Origin of the sequence: Pseudomonas sp. DrBHI1 (genome assembly GCF_002205115.1) — a bacterium.
Classification (GTDB): domain Bacteria; phylum Pseudomonadota; class Gammaproteobacteria; order Pseudomonadales; family Pseudomonadaceae; genus Aquipseudomonas; species Aquipseudomonas mosselii.
On record NZ_NIBE01000016.1, the window covers coordinates 1 to 17938 of the forward strand.

The 17938-nt window shown below is 66.5% G+C and carries 16 protein-coding genes and 2 pseudogenes; 6 read left to right on the forward strand and 12 right to left on the reverse strand.

Annotated elements, in window-relative coordinates; all coding sequences use genetic code 11:
• Window positions 1–363 (reverse strand): annotated as a pseudogene (locus tag CC207_RS02465) (catalase-peroxidase); the annotation flags it as partial.
• A 503-nt stretch (window positions 364–866) separates the two neighbouring features.
• On the opposite strand from CC207_RS02465, the gene nspC reads away from it, so the two are divergent.
• Both nspC and CC207_RS02475 read left to right on the forward strand, forming a co-directional pair.
• A complete protein-coding gene (nspC, locus tag CC207_RS02470; RefSeq protein WP_028691661.1) occupies window positions 867–1964 on the forward strand; it encodes a carboxynorspermidine decarboxylase in 1098 nt (365 codons plus the stop codon).
• 30 nt (window positions 1965–1994) lie between these two features.
• Complete coding sequence (locus CC207_RS02475) at window positions 1995–3239, forward strand: saccharopine dehydrogenase family protein (RefSeq protein WP_028691662.1); 1245 nt, start codon at window positions 1995–1997, stop codon at window positions 3237–3239.
• 99 nt (window positions 3240–3338) lie between these two features.
• On the opposite strand, the gene CC207_RS02480 is transcribed toward CC207_RS02475, so the two are convergent.
• Window positions 3339–4385 (reverse strand): class I SAM-dependent methyltransferase, encoded by a 1047-nt coding sequence (locus tag CC207_RS02480; protein WP_088851514.1) that lies wholly within the window; start codon window positions 4383–4385, stop codon window positions 3339–3341.
• A gap of 193 nt (window positions 4386–4578) precedes the next feature.
• On the opposite strand from CC207_RS02480, the gene CC207_RS02485 reads away from it, so the two are divergent.
• The gene (locus tag CC207_RS02485; protein WP_028691664.1) at window positions 4579–5067 is read left to right on the forward strand and encodes a signal peptidase II; all 489 of its coding nucleotides are present in this window, start codon (window positions 4579–4581) and stop codon (window positions 5065–5067) included.
• A gap of 110 nt (window positions 5068–5177) precedes the next feature.
• Here CC207_RS02485 and CC207_RS02490 read toward each other — a convergent pair whose 3' ends face one another.
• Both CC207_RS02490 and CC207_RS02495 read right to left on the reverse strand, forming a co-directional pair.
• Window positions 5178–6023, reverse strand: coding sequence for a type 1 glutamine amidotransferase domain-containing protein (locus tag CC207_RS02490; RefSeq protein WP_028691665.1), 846 nt, complete (start codon window positions 6021–6023; stop codon window positions 5178–5180).
• A gap of 14 nt (window positions 6024–6037) precedes the next feature.
• Entirely contained in the window at window positions 6038–6343 is a 306-nt protein-coding gene (locus CC207_RS02495; RefSeq protein WP_028691666.1) for a putative quinol monooxygenase, read from the reverse strand.
• Window positions 6344–6430: 87 nt separating this feature from the next.
• Here CC207_RS02495 and CC207_RS02500 point away from each other — a divergent pair.
• A pseudogene (locus tag CC207_RS02500) lies at window positions 6431–7357 on the forward strand (LysR family transcriptional regulator).
• Here the strand turns inward: CC207_RS02500 and gspF are convergent.
• From gspF to gspG, 7 genes are read right to left on the reverse strand one after another with little or no spacing between them, the layout of a single operon-like run.
• Complete coding sequence (gspF, locus tag CC207_RS02505) at window positions 7338–8543, reverse strand: type II secretion system inner membrane protein GspF (RefSeq protein WP_028691668.1); 1206 nt, start codon at window positions 8541–8543, stop codon at window positions 7338–7340. The pseudogene CC207_RS02500 and the gene gspF sit on opposite strands and share 20 nt — an antisense overlap.
• On the reverse strand, window positions 8543–9964 hold the full coding sequence (gene gspE / locus CC207_RS02510) for a type II secretion system ATPase GspE (RefSeq protein ID WP_088851515.1): 1422 nt from the start codon (window positions 9962–9964) through the stop codon (window positions 8543–8545). The genes gspF and gspE overlap by 1 nt, the downstream gene beginning before the upstream one ends.
• Window positions 9961–12330 (reverse strand): type II secretion system secretin GspD, encoded by a 2370-nt coding sequence (gene gspD / locus CC207_RS02515; RefSeq protein ID WP_088851516.1) that lies wholly within the window; start codon window positions 12328–12330, stop codon window positions 9961–9963. Before gspD ends, gspE begins: the two co-directional genes overlap by 4 nt.
• Window positions 12327–12848: a type II secretion system protein GspM gene (gene gspM, locus CC207_RS02520; protein ID WP_088851517.1), complete on the reverse strand. Its 522-nt coding sequence runs from the start codon at window positions 12846–12848 to the stop codon at window positions 12327–12329. Before gspM ends, gspD begins: the two co-directional genes overlap by 4 nt.
• The gene (locus CC207_RS02525; protein ID WP_143496049.1) at window positions 12838–13749 is read right to left on the reverse strand and encodes a GspL/Epsl periplasmic domain-containing protein; all 912 of its coding nucleotides are present in this window, start codon (window positions 13747–13749) and stop codon (window positions 12838–12840) included. The genes gspM and CC207_RS02525 overlap by 11 nt, the downstream gene beginning before the upstream one ends.
• Window positions 13746–14666, reverse strand: coding sequence for a type II secretion system minor pseudopilin GspK (gene gspK / locus CC207_RS02530; RefSeq protein WP_178080946.1), 921 nt, complete (start codon window positions 14664–14666; stop codon window positions 13746–13748). The genes CC207_RS02525 and gspK overlap by 4 nt, the downstream gene beginning before the upstream one ends.
• A 24-nt stretch (window positions 14667–14690) precedes the next feature.
• Window positions 14691–15137, reverse strand: coding sequence for a type II secretion system major pseudopilin GspG (gspG, locus tag CC207_RS02535; RefSeq protein WP_028691674.1), 447 nt, complete (start codon window positions 15135–15137; stop codon window positions 14691–14693).
• A gap of 150 nt (window positions 15138–15287) precedes the next feature.
• Here gspG and gspI point away from each other — a divergent pair, with 150 nt between their 5' ends.
• Window positions 15288–15647 carry a type II secretion system minor pseudopilin GspI gene (gene gspI / locus CC207_RS02540; protein ID WP_028691675.1) on the forward strand — a complete coding sequence of 120 codons (360 nt, stop codon included), beginning with the start codon at window positions 15288–15290 and terminating at the stop codon, window positions 15645–15647.
• A gap of 10 nt (window positions 15648–15657) precedes the next feature.
• On the opposite strand, the gene CC207_RS02545 is transcribed toward gspI, so the two are convergent.
• Entirely contained in the window at window positions 15658–16656 is a 999-nt protein-coding gene (locus CC207_RS02545; protein WP_062360791.1) for a bile acid:sodium symporter family protein, read from the reverse strand.
• Between the two features lie 142 nt (window positions 16657–16798).
• On the opposite strand from CC207_RS02545, the gene ampC reads away from it, so the two are divergent.
• Entirely contained in the window at window positions 16799–17938 is a 1140-nt protein-coding gene (gene ampC / locus CC207_RS02550; protein ID WP_088851520.1) for a class C beta-lactamase, read from the forward strand.

Sequence of the window (17938 nt, forward strand, 5' to 3'; positions counted from 1 at the left end):
GTCCGGCCAGCTGTTGAGCGGGGCGAAGCGCTGCTGGCCGGAGCCGGCACCGCCACGGCCGTCACCGATGCGGTAGGTGCCGGCGCTGTGCCAGGCCATGCGGATGAACAGCGGGCCATAGTGGCCGAAGTCGGCCGGCCACCAGTCCTGGGAATCGGTCATCAAGGCGGCCAGGTCTTTTTTCAGGGCCTGGAAGTCGAGGCTCTTGAACGCCTTGGCGTAGTCGAAGTCCGGGTCCATGGGATCGGACTTGCTGGAGTGCTGGTGGAGGATCTTCAGGTTGAGCTGGTCAGGCCACCAATCACGGTTGCTGGTGCCGCCACCGGCGGTCTGGTGGAACGGGCATTTCGATTCGTTCGCCATCTGCTTCTACCTTTCGGGTCGGTTCAATTCAGATTTCCGGGCGTTCTTGTATGTTTGCTGCCAGGTCTCGGAACAGGCGCGCCCGCAAGCACGCCCTCTGCTCATCAGTAGTGGCCGGGCACGCCTGTGCACCGGCTTTTCGCGGAACCCGCACAAAGACTAGCCGAGCCTGGGCAGAGGTCTAATAGAAGCGCTATTGGGTGGTGATAGCCTGGCTCTGTCAGCCTGTGGCGCCCCCTGCCCGTGCCACGATCACGTGGCAGACCAGGATCGTCACATTGATCTGTTCAACTGGGCTCGCCCGATGAAAAAGCATATTTGGCCAATCCTCGCGATACCGGCCGAACCCGCGCCAGGGACGGCGCAATCACGGGCCAGATGGCGCTTCAACAGCGCCGTGCGTGGTCGACTCGGACGAAATGCGCCTCGCGCCCTTTCGTACCGCGGCAAGTGAAGGCACAATGCGTGTCCTTTTTTTGGCCGGCCTGGCCGGGGGCCTTTAAATGATCAAGACGCCGTACTACCTCATCGATAAACAAAAGCTGCTGGGCAACATGGAAAAGATAGCCTACGTGCGCCAGCAGTCCGGGGCCAAGGCCCTGCTCGCCCTCAAGTGCTTCGCCACCTGGTCGGTGTTCGACCTGATGCAGCAGTACATGGATGGCACCACTTCGTCCTCGCTGTACGAGCTCAAGCTCGGCCGCCAGAAGTTCGCCGGCGAAACCCACGCCTACAGCGTGGCCTGGGCCGACGATGAAGTCGAAGAGATGCTCGAGAACTGCGACAAGATCATCTTCAACTCCATCGGCCAGCTCGAGCGTTTCGCCGAACAGTCCGAGGGCAAGGTGCGCGGCCTGCGCGTCAACCCGCAGGTGAGCAGTTCCGACTACCTGCTGGCCGACCCGGCGCGCCCGTTCAGCCGCCTCGGTGAGTGGGACCCTGAGAAAATCGAGAAGGTGATCGAGAAGATCTCCGGCTTCATGTTCCACAACAACTGCGAGAACGGCGACTTCGGCCTGTTCGACAAGATGCTCACGCACATCGAGGAACGCTTTGGCCACCTGCTGCACAAGGTCCAGTGGGTCAGCCTCGGCGGCGGCATCCATTTCACCGGCGAAGACTACGCGCTGGACGCGTTCTGCGCACGCCTGAAAGCCTTCTCGCAACAGTACGGCGTGCAGGTCTACCTGGAGCCGGGCGAAGCGGCCATCACCAACAGCGCCTCGCTGGAAGTGACCGTGCTCGACACCCTGTACAACGGCAAGCACCTGGCCGTGGTCGATAGCTCGATCGAGGCACACCTGCTCGACCTGCTGATCTATCGCCTCAACGCCAAGATGGCGCCCAACGACGGCGCGCACACCTACATGGTCTGCGGCAAGTCGTGCCTGGCCGGCGATATCTTCGGCGAGTATCAGTTCGACAAGCCGCTGCAGATCGGTGACCGCCTGTCGTTCGTCGACACCGCCGGTTACACCATGGTCAAGAAAAACTGGTTCAACGGTCTGAAAATGCCATCCATCGCGGTCAAGCAGCTCGACGGCAGCGTCGAGCTGGTGCGCGAGTTCGGGTTCGAAGACTACGTTTCGAGCCTGTCGTAAGACAGGCTTTCACGAAGGAGAAAAGCTGAATTGAAGAAGAACGTTCTTATCATTGGTGCAGGAGGTGTCGCCAAGGTGGTGGCCCACAAGTGCGCACAGCATAACGACGAACTGGGTCGTATTGCGATTGCGTCACGGAACATCTCCAAATGCCAGGCCATCATCGACAGCGTCAAGGCCAAGGGTAGCCTCAAGGTACCCGCCGACATCCAGGCCTTCTCGCTCAACGCCCTCGATGTCGAGGCGACCAAGGCACTGATCCGCGAGACCGAGTCGCAGATCGTGATCAACGTTGGTTCCGCCTTCCTCAACATGTCGGTGCTGCGTGCCTGCATCGATACCGGTGTCGCTTATCTGGACACCGCGATTCACGAAGAACCGGGCAAGATCTGCGAAACCCCGCCCTGGTATGGCAACTACGAGTGGAAGCACCTCGAGGAATGCCAGCAGAAGAACATTACCGCCATTCTCGGTGTCGGCTTCGACCCGGGTGTGGTGAACAGCTACGCCAAACTCGCGCAGCAGCAGTATTTCGACCGCATTGATTCGATCGACATCCTCGACGTCAATGCCGGTTCCCACGGCAAGTACTTCGCCACCAACTTCGACCCGGAAATCAACTTCCGCGAGTTCACCGGGCAAGTCTGGAGTTGGCAGAACAGCCAATGGACCAGCAACACCATGTTCGAGGTCAAGCGTACCGACGACCTGCCAGTGGTGGGTTCGCAGAACCTGTACCTGACCGGTCACGACGAGGTGCACTCGATCTCGAAGAACCTGAACGTGCCGAACGTGCGCTTCTGGATGAGCTTCGGCGAGCACTACATCAACGTGTTCACCGTGCTGAAGAACCTCGGCCTGCTTTCCGAGCAGCCGGTCAAGACCGCCGAAGGCCTGGAAGTGGTACCGCTGAAAGTGGTCAAGGCCGTGCTGCCGGATCCAGCCTCGCTGGCCCCGGGCTACACCGGCAAGACCTGCATCGGTGACCTGGTCAAGGGCACCAAGGACGGCCAGCCGCGCGAGGTGTTCATCTACAACGTGGCCGACCACGAAGAAGCCTACGCCGAGACCGACAGCCAAGGCATCTCCTACACCGCCGGCGTGCCGCCGGTGGCCGCCGCACTGCTGGTCGCCCGTGGCGAATGGGACGCCGGGCGCATGGTCAACGTCGAGGAACTGCCGGCCGAGCCGTTCCTCAAGGCGCTGGACGTGATGGGCCTGCCGACCCGCGTCAAGGATGAAAAAGGCGATCGTCCATGGGACGCTGAAGCCTAAGCTGCACGACGAAGGGGCGCCAGATGGCGCCCCTTCTGTTTGTGCAAGCTGTCTGTGGGAGCGGGGTTGCCCCGCGATAGGGGCAACACTGACAGATCGCTACTTCCTGGCCTCCAGTATCAAGTTGAACGGCGTCTGCGTCGCCCTGCGGAACCGCCTGAACCCTGCCTCTTCGAACACCGCCCGCAACCGCGCCTCCCCGGCCTGCGCCCCCAATCCCAGCCCCACCTCCTGCGACAGCGAATTCGGTGTGCAGATGAAGGTCGACGCCGCATAGAACAGCCTGCCGACCGGATTGATGTTGGCATCCAGCGTATCCTCGGCGAACGGTTCCACCAGCATCACCGTGCCGTCGTCCTTGAGCGCCCGGTAAGCATGCCGAGCCGCCCCCACCGGGTCACCCATGTCGTGCAGGCAGTCGAAGAAGCACACCAGGTCCAGGTCGCGAACGGGATAGTCCTTGGCCGAAGCCTGCTGGAAGATGACCCGCTCCGCCACGCCTGCGTCGCGGGCCCGCTCGGTGGCGGTGAGCACCGACGGCGCATGGTAGTCGTAGCCGGTAAAGCGCGAGGCCGGAAACGCCTCGGCCATGACGATGGTCGAGGCGCCATGGCCACAGCCGACATCGGCCACTCGGGCACCGGCCTGCAGCTTGGCCACCACACCCTCCAGTGCCGGTAGCCAGTCGGCGACGAGGAAAGTCCGATAACCCGGCCTGAAGAACCGCTCGGTACCACTGAACATGCAGGGATGATGATCGCCCCAGGCGAGTGCGCCGTTGCCGCGCATGGCCGCGACCAACTTGTCCTTGTCATGGAACAGCGCCGCCAGCACCGAGGCGCCGCCGGCCATGTAGACCGGGGAGTCTTCCAGGGCCAGTGCCATGGCCTGCTCCTCGGGCAGGGTGAACTGTCCATCACGATGCACCAGATAGCCCGCCGCCGCCTGGCCATTGAGCCACTCACGCACAAGTCGTGGCTGACAGCCGGTCCGTTCGGCCAACGCCTCGGGCGTGACCGGCTGGCTGTCAGCCATGGCCCGATAAAGCCCGAGCTCATCCCCGAGAATGACATTGGCCAGCGTCGCTGCCGCGCCCATGTCACCCACCAGCTTGCCCATGAATTCCTGAAGCCGTGCCTCGTCCATGACCTGCCCTCCTCTTGCCAGAAGGCCACCGTCGGCGACGTCAGGTCCAGAGGCGGTGGTCGGATGGATGATCGAACCGCTTTGAAGCCGGTCCAGACTTTAAGTCTAGACCCGCCTGCGCTATCTTCGCCGCGCTGCCGGCAGCCCCGCCAATACCGGACGGCCGCACCCGCGCAGCGAAGGAATTGCCTGCATGCTCTCCAGCCGTACCCTCGTCCTGATCCTCGGCGTCGCCTTCATCATGCTCGACCAGTGGGTGAAACTGATCGCCCTGGTCGCCCTGAACAACCACAGCTATGTGTTCGGCAACCAGATCGTCTGGCTCGACCTGGCCCTGAGCATGAACCCTGGCGCGTTCCTAAGCCTCGGCGCCAGCTTGTCGCCGGGCCTCAAGCAACTGATCTTCGTGGCCGCGGTAGGCGTGGCATGCTGCTGGGCCGTGACCTGGGCGTTCAGGCACTGGCAAGCGACCCCGGTGAAGGCCGGCGCGGCCTACTTCATCGCCATGGGCGGCCTGGCCAACCTGATCGACCGGGTGCTGCGCGACGGCCATGTGGTCGACTACCTCGTGCTTAACCTCGGCCCGCTGCATACCGGCGTGTTCAACCTTGCCGACATCGCCATCATGGCGGGGGCGCTGGTGCTGGGATTGGGGGCGATGAAGAAACCGGCCATCGCGTGAAAGCTACCAAGTGCCCACCGCGCCCCTTGCAGCGCTCTCAGGATCGAGCGCCGCGTGGGCGGCGCCCGGTCTCATAGGCGCTTTACCTGTTTCGCCAAGCACCCGAATCGCTATTGCCCAGCAGCCTCCAACCGCTCCAGCAGCGCATCGGCCAACGCCTTGTCGGAGAACGGGTTCTGCCCGGTGATCAGCTCGCGATCGACCACCACATGGGGCTGCCAGGCCTCGGCGTAGCTCATGTCGCCTCCTGCGCCGGCCATGGCCTTGGCGGGATAGAACTGCAGACGCTGTTCCTTGAGCGAGCCTTCGAACATCTGCTCCTCAGGGTCAGAAAAAATGGTCATGCGATAGCCCTGGTACCTCCAGTCGCTGGCCGCTGGGGTTTCGCCACGGGCGAGCGCGGCGTGGTAGGCGACCGGATCCTGCTGCGCCGACAGCAGCGTGATCGGGCCGTGGCAGATGGCGGCGGTGGGCTTGCCGGCCTGGTGGAAATGGCGCAGCAAGGTGCCGACGTCAGGGTTGTTGGCCAGGTCGATCAGCGGCGCATGGCCACCTGGGATGAAGATCCCCGCGTAACGATCCAGATCGCCCGCCAGCACCTCCTTCAACGACAGCGTGTCGCGAATGTCCGGCAGGCTTTCGACCACCTGGCGGATTCGCTGCATCTCGCCGGCATCGCCGCCGAAGTACATCGGGTCGATCGAGCGCTCGTCAACACTCGGCGCATTGCCCCTGGGCGTCACCAGCACCAGCTTGTAGCCGGCCTTGAGCAAGCGGTCGGCGGGCACGCCGAACTCGTTGAGGTAATAACCGGTGGGGTACGGCTTGCCGTCCTTGAGCGGTAACTGGTTCTCGCTGGACAACAGCACCAGCACTTCGCCCTTCGCGGCAGCGGCGGCGTGGCCAGTCAGCAATGCGCCGGCCAGCGCCAGCGCAACGGGAGCAATCTTGTTCATGGTCGATTCCTGATTCAGTTGAATGGCGCGATATCCAGCGGGCGGGCAAGCTGCACTTGTGTCGGTGCGGCCAGCCAATCGGCGGTGGCGGCGCGGTAGGCCTGGTAATGGGGGCTGTGGCGATGGGCCTCGACGGCGGCCTCGTCGACGTACAGCTCGAACAGATCGAACGCCAGCGTCCCCCCCTCGCGCACGAACAGGTCGTAGCGCAGGTTGCCGGGCTCGGCGCGGGTCTGCTCGACCATCCGGCGCAGCGCCTGCTCGGTGGCGTCACGGTATTCGGGAAGGGGCTGGATGGCGGCGAAAATGGCGATGGTCATGGGCGACTCCCTCAACAGGTTGGGCCCATCCTAACCAGCACGCTATGATTCGATAATTCGAAAGCACTTATTCCTGCGATTCAATTCATGAATATCGGTAACAAGGACCTCAACCTGCTGCACCTGTTCCAGGTGCTCTACGAAGAGCGCAGCGCCTCCCGTGCCGCGCAACGCCTGGCGCTCAGCCAGCCGGCCCTGAGCCATAAGCTCAACAAGCTGCGCCACCAGTTCGGCGACCCGCTGTTCGTGCGCGCGCCACGCGGCCTCACGCCCACCCCCAGGGCCCACGAGCTGGCGCCGCAGGTGCAGCAGTTGATCGGGCACCTGCAGGACTTCTTCAGCCGCTGCGACGGCGAGCACTTCCTTGAAAGCCCGGTCCAGTTGCACCTGTACAGCACCGACTACCTGGAACAGACCTTGCTGCCCGGGCTGCTGCCGATTCTTCGCGACCAGGCGCCGAACCTGACCCTGGTCACCCACAACACCCGTGGCGACCTGCCCCGCGAGGCGCTGGAGAAAGGCACCTGCGACCTTGCAATCGCCGGCTTCTACAGCGACCTGCCAGACACATTCCACCAGCAGCGGCTGCTCTGCGAGGACTTCGTGGTGCTGGCCGCCGCCGACAACCCGAGGTTGGTCGACGGCCTGACCCTGGAGGCATTCGTGGCCTGCGACCACCTGTTGACGACCTTGACCGGCGATCTCGACGGCCGGGTCGACTAGGCCCTGCGGGCTCTCGGCCGGCAACGCCGGGTGGTGGCCGGACTGTCCAGCTTCATCGCCCCCACACGCCTGGTGCGCGGCACCGACCTGCTGCTGACGTGCCTGCGCTCGCTGGCCATGGAGGCAGTCGAGCGCGATCCCGGCCTGCGCCTGCATGCCCTGCCCCTGGTGCTGCCGCACGTCGAGGTGATGCAGATCTGGCACGCGCGCACCCACGCCGATCCCATGCGCCGATGGTTCCGCCAGCAGGTGTGGGAAGTGGCGCAACGGGTCATTGCACCAGCTGGTTGATCTCGATGATCGGCATCAGCACCGCCATGACGATCAGCAGCACCACCGCGCCCATGACCACGATCATCAACGGTTCGAGCAGCGCGGTCATGCCCATGGCGCGGCGCTCGATGTCCTTGGCCAGGCTGTCGGCGGCGCGGTCGAGCATCGGCGGCAGGTTGCCGGTCTTCTCGCCACTGGCGATCAGGTGGATGAGCAGCGGTGGAAAGACCTTCTCCACCGCCAGCGCCGAGGCCAGCCCGGCGCCCTCGCGCACCCGCGCCGTGGCCTCGTTGACGCACTGGTCGAGGCGTTCGTTGCCCAGGGTCTGGCGCGCCGCCTCCAGTGCCCGCAGCAAGGGCACGCCAGCGCTGCCGAGGATCGCCAGCGTGGCGGCGAAACGCGCCGTGTTCAGGCCCAGCACGAAACGCCCGAGCAACGGCAGCCGCAGGACGCACCCATGCCACGCCAGGCGCGCCGCCGGGGCGCGCAGATAGACCCGCCAGCCCCAGAACGCTCCGGCCATCAGGGCGAAGCACAGCACACCCCATTCGCGCACGAAGTCACTGGCAGCGAGCATGGCCAGGGTCAGCCCGGGCAAGTCCTGGCGCGCCTGGGTGAAGGCACTGACCACCTGCGGTACCACGTAGCTGAGCAGGAAGATGACGATACCCACCGACACCAGCCCCACCACGCCGGGGTAGATGAATGCCGTGAGGATCTTGCCGCGCAGGGTGTTGCGGTCTTCGATGTAGTCGGCCAGACGCTCCATCACCTGGGCCAGGTCGCCAGACTCCTCGCCCGCCGCCACCAGCGCCCGGTAGATTTCAGGGAAATCCCGCGGCCGGTTGGCCAGGGCATCGGCCAAGCGCATGCCGCTGCGCACATCCCCGCGCACCGCGCCCAGCAGTTGGGCCACATGCTTGCGCTCGGCCTGCTCCAGGGTCGCCCCCAGCGCCGCCTCCAGCGGCAGACCGGCGGCCAGCAGACTGGCCAGCTGACGCGTGGCCCAGGCCAGGTCGCCGTCGGACAGCTTCACGCCGAACAGACCACTGCCCTGCCCGGCCACGTCCTGGACTTCGACCTCCAGGGTGGTCAGGCCCAGGGCGCGCAGCTGGGCCATCGCCGCCCCCGGACTGTCGGCTTCGAGCAGGCCCTTGACCACGCGGCCCTGGGCATCGGCGGCTTCATAGCGATAGCGGTTCATCAGGTGTCCCGTGTCACGCGCAGGATCTCTTCCAGGCAGGTGCTGCCGCTGTCGACCCAGCGTTGGCCATCCTCGCGCATGCTGCGCATACCGTTGCGCCGGGCGGCGACGCGCAGGGTCTGTTCATCCGCGCCCTGGTGCACCAGGCCACGGACCTCGTCGTCCACGCAGAACAACTCGTGGATGCCGGTGCGGCCGCTGTAGCCGCAGTGGTTGCAGTGCGCGCAACCCACCGCGCGGTATTGCCCGGGCGTGGCCGGGTCGGGCTCGCGGCAGTGCGGACACAATCGGCGTACCAGGCGCTGGGCCAGCACCCCAAGCAGCGCCGAGGCCAGCAGGAACGGCTCGACGCCCATGTCGACCAGGCGGTTGACCGCCGACACCGCGTCGTTGGTGTGCAGGGTGGCCAGCACCAGGTGCCCGGTCAGCGAGGCCTGCACGGCGATCTGCGCGGTCTCCAGGTCGCGGATCTCGCCGATCATGATCACGTCCGGGTCCTGGCGCAGGATGGCGCGCAAGGCCACGGCGAAGCTCATGTCGATACGCGCGTTGACCTGGATCTGGCTGATGCCCGGCAAGTCATACTCCACCGGATCCTCCACGGTGAGGATGTTGCTGACGCTGGCGTCCAGCCGCGCCAGGGCGGCGTACAGGCTGGTGGTCTTGCCCGAACCAGTGGGGCCGGTGACCAGCACGATGCCGTGGGGCTGGCGAATCAGCTGGTCGAGCCGCGCCAGGATGCCTGCGTCCATGCCCAGCGCCTCCAGGCGCAGACGTCCGGCCTGCTTGTCGAGCAGGCGCATCACCACCCGCTCGCCATGGCCGGTGGGCACGGTGGACACACGGATATCGATCGGTCGCCCGGCCACGCGCAAGGCGATGCGCCCGTCCTGGGGCAGGCGCTTCTCGGCGATATCCAGCTGCGCCATGATCTTGATCCGCGACACCAGCGCGCCGTGCAGCGCCTTGCGCGGCGAGACCACGTCGCGCAGGGTGCCGTCGACCCTATAGCGCACCAGGCAGTGGCTTTCGAACGGCTCGATATGAATGTCGCTGGCCTGGTCGCGCGCGGCCTGGGTGAGCAAGGCGTTGATCATGCGGATCACCGGCGCATCGTCCTGGGCCTCGAGCAGGTCGGTGACTTCCGGGATGTCCTGCAGCAGGCGGTCCAGGTCCACTTCGTTCTCCGCAGCCCCCACCACCGCCGCCGCGCTGCCGGTGTCGGCGTAGGCGCTGGCCAGCAGCGCATCCATCTGCGCATCGGCGAGCGCCTCGAGCCGCGCCGGGCCATGGCGTCTGCGCACCTCAGCCACTGCCCAGGCCGGGCTCGACGGGCAGCGCGACAGCACCGACCCGTCCTCACCGTCCACCCGCAGCACCAGGCGCTGGGCCTTGGCCCAGGCGTATGGCAGGCGGCTCATCGCGCCACCTCGTCCACCGGCACCGCGCGGATCGCGGCCCGCGGTGCGCGCAGCGCCGCCGGATGGACTCGCCCTTGCTCGGGCACGCCCTGCTCCACCGGCGGCAGCAGCGGCATGTCCATGTCCGGCAAGGCCCAGGAGTGCTCGGGCTTGAGGCTGCCCTGGGCGCGGCGGATGAAGTCGTAGCGATTGAGGGTGATGCTGCGCCCGACCGCCGCATCGCGCACGATGTACGGACGCAGGAACACCATCAGGTTGGTCTTGCTGCTGGCGCGGCGCTCGCTGCGAAATAACGAACCGACCCCCGGCAGCCCGGACAGCCATGGAATGCCCTCGTTGGTCTGGGTGTAGCCGTCCTGCAGCAGGCCGCCCAGGACCATGATCTGGCCATCGTCGAGCAGAATGCTGGTGTCGATGGCACGCTTGTTGGTCACCGTGCCGGCCGCGCTGGAGGCGCGCTGGTCGACGCTGCTGACCTCCTGGTAGACGTCCAGCTTGACCGTGCCGCCCTCGGAGATCTGCGGACGCACGTTCAGCCGCAGCCCCACCTCCTCGCGCTGGATCGTCTGGAACGGGTTGTTGCTGTTACCGCCACCGTCGGTGACGTACTGGCCGCTGACGAAGGGGATGGTCTGGCCGACGAAGATGCTCGCCGCCTCGTTGTCCAGGGTCAGCAGGTTGGGTGTCGACAGCACGTTGCTGCCACCTTTGCTTTTCAGCGCCCGGGCCAGCACCTTGAGGTCGAGTACCTCGCCGATGCCCGGGATCTTCACCGTACCGTCGACCACCCCTACCGACAGCCCCTTGGGCAGCACGTCGATGCTGCTGGGTCCTTTGACCAGGCCGCTGCCACCGAGGTTGGCGCCGCCAAACACGCCATTCTTGCCGAGGTTGCCGGCCTGCCACTGGATGCCGAACTCGTTGGCGTCGTCCTCGCCGACCTCGACGATCAGGCTTTCCACCACCACCTGGGCGCGGCGCTGGTCGAGCTGGTCGATGACCTCGCGCAGGCTGCGGTACAGCGGCTCGGGCGCGGAGATCAGCAGGGTGTTGGTGGTTTTGTCGGCCTGGATGGTCGCGCCGCCGGCGGAGAACGCGAGCCCCTGGTCGTTCTGCTGGGTGCTGCTGCCATAGCCATTCGGTGTAGTACCGGCGCTCTGGTTGCTGCTGCGGCTGGCATTGGCGTTGTTGTTGGCACTGTTGCCCTGCGCGCTGCCGCCATTGCCGCTGGTGCCGTTGCCACTGCCGCCGGTGAGCATGCCGCCGCCGCTGAGCAGCGCGCGCGTGGCGTCGTTGCCGGCAGTGTCGCTCTCGCCGGTCAGCAGCCCGCGCAGGCTCTGCGCCAGCTTGTCGGCCTGGGCATTGCGCAGGTACACCACGTGCAGGTTGCCGGCGCTGTTCTGGGCGTTGTCGAGCTTGTAGATCAGGTCACGGGCCAGCTGGGTGCGCTCGGGGCTACCGGAGCGGATCACCACGCTGTTCGAACGCGGGTCGCCCAGCACGCTGATCTTCTGGGTCGGGTCGTTGCCCTGGCTGTCGAGCAGTTCGTTGACCATGCCGGCGATGTCGCTGGCGATGCCGTTGTTGACCGCCACCACGTCGGTGTCGATGGCCGTGGGAATGTCGACCCGGTCGAGGATCTGCGCCACCCGTTCGAGGTTCTCGGCGTAGTCGGTGACGACAAGAGTGTTGTTGCCGGGGTAAGCGTTGATCGGGTTGTCGGGCGAGACGATCGGGCGCAGCACCGGGATCAGGTTGACGGCGTTCTCGTACTGCAGGCGGAAGGTGCGGGTGACCATGCCGTTGCCGGCATCACGGTCCCCGGTCACCAGCGCGCCGCCGAGCAGCTTGGCGTCGGCCTGGGGCACCACCTGGGCCACGCCGCCGACGTCGACCACGCTGAAGCCCTGCATGCGCAGGGCCGACAACAGCATGCCGTAGGCCTTGCTGGCGGGTACCTCACCCTCTGACACCAAGGTCAGTTGCCCTTTGACTCGCGGGTCGACCAGGAACTGCCGACCGGTGGCGCGGGACAGGCCGCGCACCACCGCCTGGATATCGGCATCGACGAAGTTCAACTGCACTGGCTGGTCACCCAGCGGATTGGCCGGAACCGGCGCCGCCACGGCGCGGCTGTGGCGCTGGCCGACCCGAGGAGCGGGTTGGCGCGTTGCCGAGCGGGTCTGTGGCCCGGGCTGCGCACGATGATCCAGCACGCCCGTCGAAGTGCCGGCCTCGGCCAGCGGACGGCCCAGCTCGCTGCTGGCCAGGGGGCGTTGCGCGCTCGGCGCGCTGGCGCAGGCGCTGAGCGCCAGGGCCAGGAGCAAGGGCGCGAACGGCAGTCGCGGTGAACGGAGGCACGTCATGAAGGGTCCTTAGCGCCATGCGCCTGATCCATGCGAAGGGTTCCGGAGAAGGTCGCCGGGCTGCCTGGCTCGGCAGCCGGGTCGCGACGTAGCGCCAGTTGGCCGATGTCCAGCCCCAGCCGCGGCGGCACGCCCTGCAGCCAGGCCATCGCCGCTTCGGCCGGGGCCCGCTGCCAGCTCAGGCGCCAGGCATCGCCCTCGGCGTCGAGCTGTGTCTGTGCCAGCAGGCCGGCCTGTTCCAGGCTTTGCCGCAATGCCAGGGCGGTGTCTGCGGGCCGCTGCGCCAGGCGCTCGCTGAGCAGCGCAGCGAGCGCCTGGGCCTGGCCGCGCAGCTTGGGTGTCTCGGCTTGCCAGTGGTCGATCTTGGCCAAGGCCGGCTGGACCAGCACCTGCCAGCAAAACAACACGCCGAGCAGACCACCGCCCAGGGCGACGGCCCGGCGCTCCCGCACGGCCAGGGCCTGCCAGCGTTGCCGCCCCTGCGCGCGGACGGTAGCCAGGCGCGCTTTAATCGACATGGGCCAGTTCCTCGCCGGATGGCTTGGCCGCGCGCAGGGTCCAGCCTTGCCCGCTGGTCTGTGCGTCAATGCCACGGGCGGCAAGATCGGCCTGCCAGGCGCTGCCCGCCGGGACCTTGCCGCCGTCGGCCAGGGCGATGATACGCAACTGACCATCCTGGTAATCCATGGCCTCGACATTGCCGACCAGGAACGGCATGACCTGCCCGGCACCGTCCAGCAATGCCGCCAACCCGACCGCCGTGCCGCCGTGCAGTTGCTGGCGTGCCTGCTGCAGCGGGTTGAGCACCACCGGCAACTGTGGGAAGGCCAGGCGCACCTGCGCAACCATGTGGCTACGCAACGCGTCACCTTCACTGGCCAATTGAGCCGCGTAAAGATTGAGGCCCAGGCACCAGGCCAGCGTCGCCGCAACCCAGATGCCCAGCGTGCGCCCCCAGGCCATCGGCTTCGCCGGCCCGGTCAACCCGCCGGAAAGATCCACCACTGACGGTGCAGCGTCCTGACAGGCGTGCAACCCGGCTACCTTGATCCCACCGATCTGCAGCCACGCCTGCAGCCGCGCCAGTTCCGCCAAGCCGAGCCAGGCCACCGCGACCTGCCCATCGACCCGGCGCGCCCCGTGGGCGACATGGACCTGCCCGGCATCCCCCAGCACCAGCCCCTGCACCGCACAACCCACCGCCGCCGTCAGACGCTTGCCGGTCAGAGGCGGCATGGCGATGTCCAAGGCCAGGCTATCCTGCTCATGCAGGTGCAGACGCCAGGGCGCACCCTTGGCCTGCCGAAGCAGTTGCCCGCGGTTCGCCTGCCCACACCGATCGGCCAGGCGATACTCCAGCAGCGACGCCTCGTCCAGTTCGGCCAGCGGTGCCAGCCACACATCCATGACCGTATTCATGCGCCCACCCGCCGCCAGATGACATCCGGCAACTGCCCCTCGCGCTGGCGCAGCAGCGCCTGCAGGGCAAGCTCGCGATTGCCCAGGCGCACCAGGCCGCGCAGGCGGAACCAGTCGCTGTTGATCCCCACCCGCACATTGGCCATGGCCAGGGATGGCATGCGCAGGCGATTGACGAAATCGCCGCGATTGATGAACCAGCGCCCGCCATCGCGCTCAGCCACCAACGCCGCGGCCTGCTGCAGCGACAGGCCCGGCACCTGGGCGGCCAGCACTTCGGCGCTGGCGGTGTTGCCATTGACCCAGGTCAGCGCCGGCAGCATCGTGACGAAACGGCGCAAGCGCTCCAGGGCTTGGCCATCCATGCCCTTGAGCCCGGCCAGGCCCTCGACGCTGCGCAGCATCGGGCGCCTGGCCGGCAACGCTTCGACGGCACCACCCGGTGAAGTCGCCCGGCCGCTGTCCAGTTTGCCGGGAGCGGCCAGCGGGCGCTGTGGGTAGCTGTCGATCACCTGTCCGGCGATGGCCGTGGCCAGGCGCTCATTGATCCCGATCAGCGCGCACAGACGCTTGAAGGTCGCCAACGCCTCGGCGTCCACCTGGCCATCAACCATCAGGTTGCGCAGGTTGAACTTGCCCTGCTCGTCCTCCAGTTGCCCGTCGAAGCGCACGCTGCCGGACGGCACGTCGCGCATCGGCTGGGCCCAGGGCTGACCGCCACGCACCAGCGGATCGCGCAGGCGCTGTGCGAACAGCACCTGGCGGCTGAACTGCAGGCCGCCTTCCAGGGCCCACTGGCCCTGCAATGCCAGTTGGTGGTTCTCCAGCTGACGGGTCAGCAAGCCCTGACGCTCGATCATGCCGGCGGCGATCACCGCCACCACTGCGGCGATCAGCAACGCACTGATCACGGCCATGCCCTCCTGGCGCGCCATGGCCGGTCACAACTGCCAGGAGCCGAGATCGGCATTCACCCCGTCGCCGCCAGCCTGGCCGTCGGCGCCCAAGGAGAACACATCGATCTCACCGTTGGCGCCCGGGTTCAGGTACTGGTACGGGCGCCCCCAGGGGTCGTTGGGCAGGCGGTCGAGGTAGGCGCGCCATTGGCCGTCCTTGGCCTGGGCCGGTTTTTCCACCAGCACTTTCAGGCCCTGGTTCTGGTTGGGGTAGGCGCCATTGTCCAGTCGGTACAGCTTGAGTGCCTGCATCAGCCCGCCGATATCCTGGCGCGCCGCGGTGGCGCGGGCCTGGTCGGGGCGATCGAGCACCTTGGGCACCACCATCGCCGCGAGAATCCCGAGGATCACCACCACCACCATGATCTCGATCAGGGTGAAACCCTGCTGGCGGAGTCGATGGGCGGGCATGTTGCGGCGGACGATTTGCATCTCGGCATTCCTTGCGTGAGTTCGAATCGGGGGCCGATTGTGGCAAGCCGGTATGTCACGGATATTGAAAAAGCTCGGGAGTCGGCGTCGTCAAACCGTCATCGCGCCGCTCTACAGTACCGCTTTGGCCTGCGCGAGAATGGAGCCCCTGTGCGCACCACCGAGGACGGTTTCACCCTGATCGAAGTGTTGGTGGCATTGACCATCGTCGCCGTGGCCATGGCCGCCGCCGTGCGCGCCACCGGCTTGATGACCCAGGGCAACGGGCTGTTGCGCGACAAGGGGCTGGCCCTGCTGGCGGCCCAGGGGCGCCTGGCCGAACTGCGCCTGGAGGGTGGCGCGAAGCCCGGCGTCAGGCAGTTCGAATGCGACCAGGGGCGTTTGCGCCTGCGCTGCGAACAACGAATCGCACAGGCGCGGGCCGGATTGCTGGAGGTGTCGCTGCAGGTGTTCGAGCGCCAACGCGAAGGGCCTGCGCTGGCGCGATTGCAAACATTGGTGGGTCAGTGAACGCAGCGCATCATTTCACCGTGACGCCCGCCTCAGGATGCCCCGCCTCCACCCGCGCCGCATACCGCTGCGCCAGCACCGCGCAGACCATCAGCTGGATCTGATGAAACAGCATCAACGGCAGGATCATCGCCCCGATGCCGCCACCGACGAACAACACCTGCGCCATGGGCACGCCCGTCGCCAGGCTCTTCTTGGAACCGGCGAACAGGATAGTGATGCGGTCCTCGACATTGAACCCCAGCACTCGCCCAAGCAGTCGTGTGCCCAGCAGCACCACCGCCAGCAGGATGCCGCACACGGCGAACAGCCCGGCCAGGTGCGGCGGCGAGACCGTATGCCACAGGCCCGTGACCACCGCTTCGCTGAAGGCGGTGTACACCACCAGCAGGATCGAGCCCTGGTCCACCACCTTCAGCCAGCGTGCATTGCGCTTGACCCAGGCGCCGATCCAGCGGCGGGCGACCTGCCCGGCGACGAAGGGCACCAGCAACTGCAAGGTGATCTTCAGTACCGCGTCCAGCCCAGAGCCGGTGTCGCCCGAAGCGCCCAGCAGCAGCATCACCAGCAGCGGCGTCAAGAAGATCCCCAACAGGCTCGAGGCCGCCGCGCTGCAGATCGCCGCCGGCACATTGCCCCGGGCCAGCGAGGTGAAGGCGATCGCCGACTGCACCGTGGCCGGCAAGGCGCACAGGTACAGCACGCCCAGGTAAAGTTCATTGCCCACCAGCGGCACGAACAGCGGCTTGAACGCCAGCCCCAGCAGCGGGAACAGCACGAAAGTGCAGGTGAACACCAGCAGGTGCAGGCGCCAGTGGCCGGCACCGGCGATGATCGCCTCACGCGACAGCTTGGCGCCGTGCAGGAAGAACAGCAGGCCGATGGCCAGGTTGGTCAACCAGCCGAACAGCAGCGCGCCCTCGCCGGAGCACGGCAGTACGGTGGCGATGAACACCACCCCGAGCAGTGCCAGGGTGAAGTTGTCGAACAGCATCCGTAGATATCTCATCACAGTTTCCGTCTTGTCTTTGTGCAAGCCCGGACGATAAGGTCTTGGCCTTTGTGCCGCTAACGCCGGAACCCCTGTCGGTGTCGCCCAACGGACACCTCGCTTCGCCACGCCCCTGATCCACGACAAGGAACGCCCCACCATGAAACGCCCCCCTCGCCTGCTGCTGGCCACCGCCCTGACGCTGGCCGCGCCCCCCCTGCTGGCCAACAACTTGCAAACCACCGTCGATGACGTCATCCCGGCGCTGATGCGCGAGCAAGGCATTGCCGGCATGGCCGTGGCGGTGTATGCCAACGGCCAGTCGCATTACTTCAACTACGGCCTGGCCGACAAGGCCAGCCGCCAGCCGGTTAGCCGCGACACGCTGTTCGAGGTCGGCTCGGTGAGCAAGACCTACACCGCGACCCTCGCCGCCTTGGCCAGCGCCGAAGGCAAGCTCGACTTGCAGGCCCCCGCCAGCCGCTACCAGCCGGCCCTGGCCAAGGCCTCGATCGGCAAGGCCAGCGTCCTGGAACTGGGAGCCTACAGCGGTGACTGCCTGCCCTTGCAGTTCCCCGATGAAGTACAGACGCCGTCCCAGACCCTGGCCTGGTTCCAGCACTGGCAGCCCCGCTTCGCACCCGGCACTCACCGCTGCTACTCCAACCCCAGCCTGGGCCTGTTCGGTGACCTGGCGGCCCGTGCGCAGCAACAACCGTTCGCCAAACTGATGACCCAGCAGGTGCTGCTCCGCCTGGGGCTCAAGCACACTTACCTGGAGGTTCCGGCCAGCGCCCGCGGGCTCTACGCGCAAGGCTACGACGCCAAGGACCAGCCGGTGCGGGTCAACCCGGGCCCCTACGCCGAGCAGGCCTACGGCATCAAGACCAGCGCCAGCGACCTGCTGCGCTATGTGCAACTGCAACTGCAGCCGGACACGCTTGACCCCGCCATGCGCAAGGCCATCGCCATCACCCAGTCCGGTTACTTCCAGGTCGGCGCGATGATCCAGGGCCTGGGCTGGGAGCGCTACCCCTACCCGGTCAGCCTCGACACCTTGTTGGAATACAACGGCGCCAAAATCATCCGCGGAGAAAACCCGATCCAGGCGCTGAACCCGGCGCTGCCCGCCGATCCAGCCGCCTGGTACAACAAGACCGGCGCCACCGGCGGCTTCGGTGCCTACGTGGCGTTCGTGCCGTCCAGGCAGATGGGCATCGTCCTGCTGGCCAACCGCAACTACCCCAACGAAGAACGCGTGCGCGCCGCGCAACGCATCCTTTCCAGCCTGGAGCCGTGA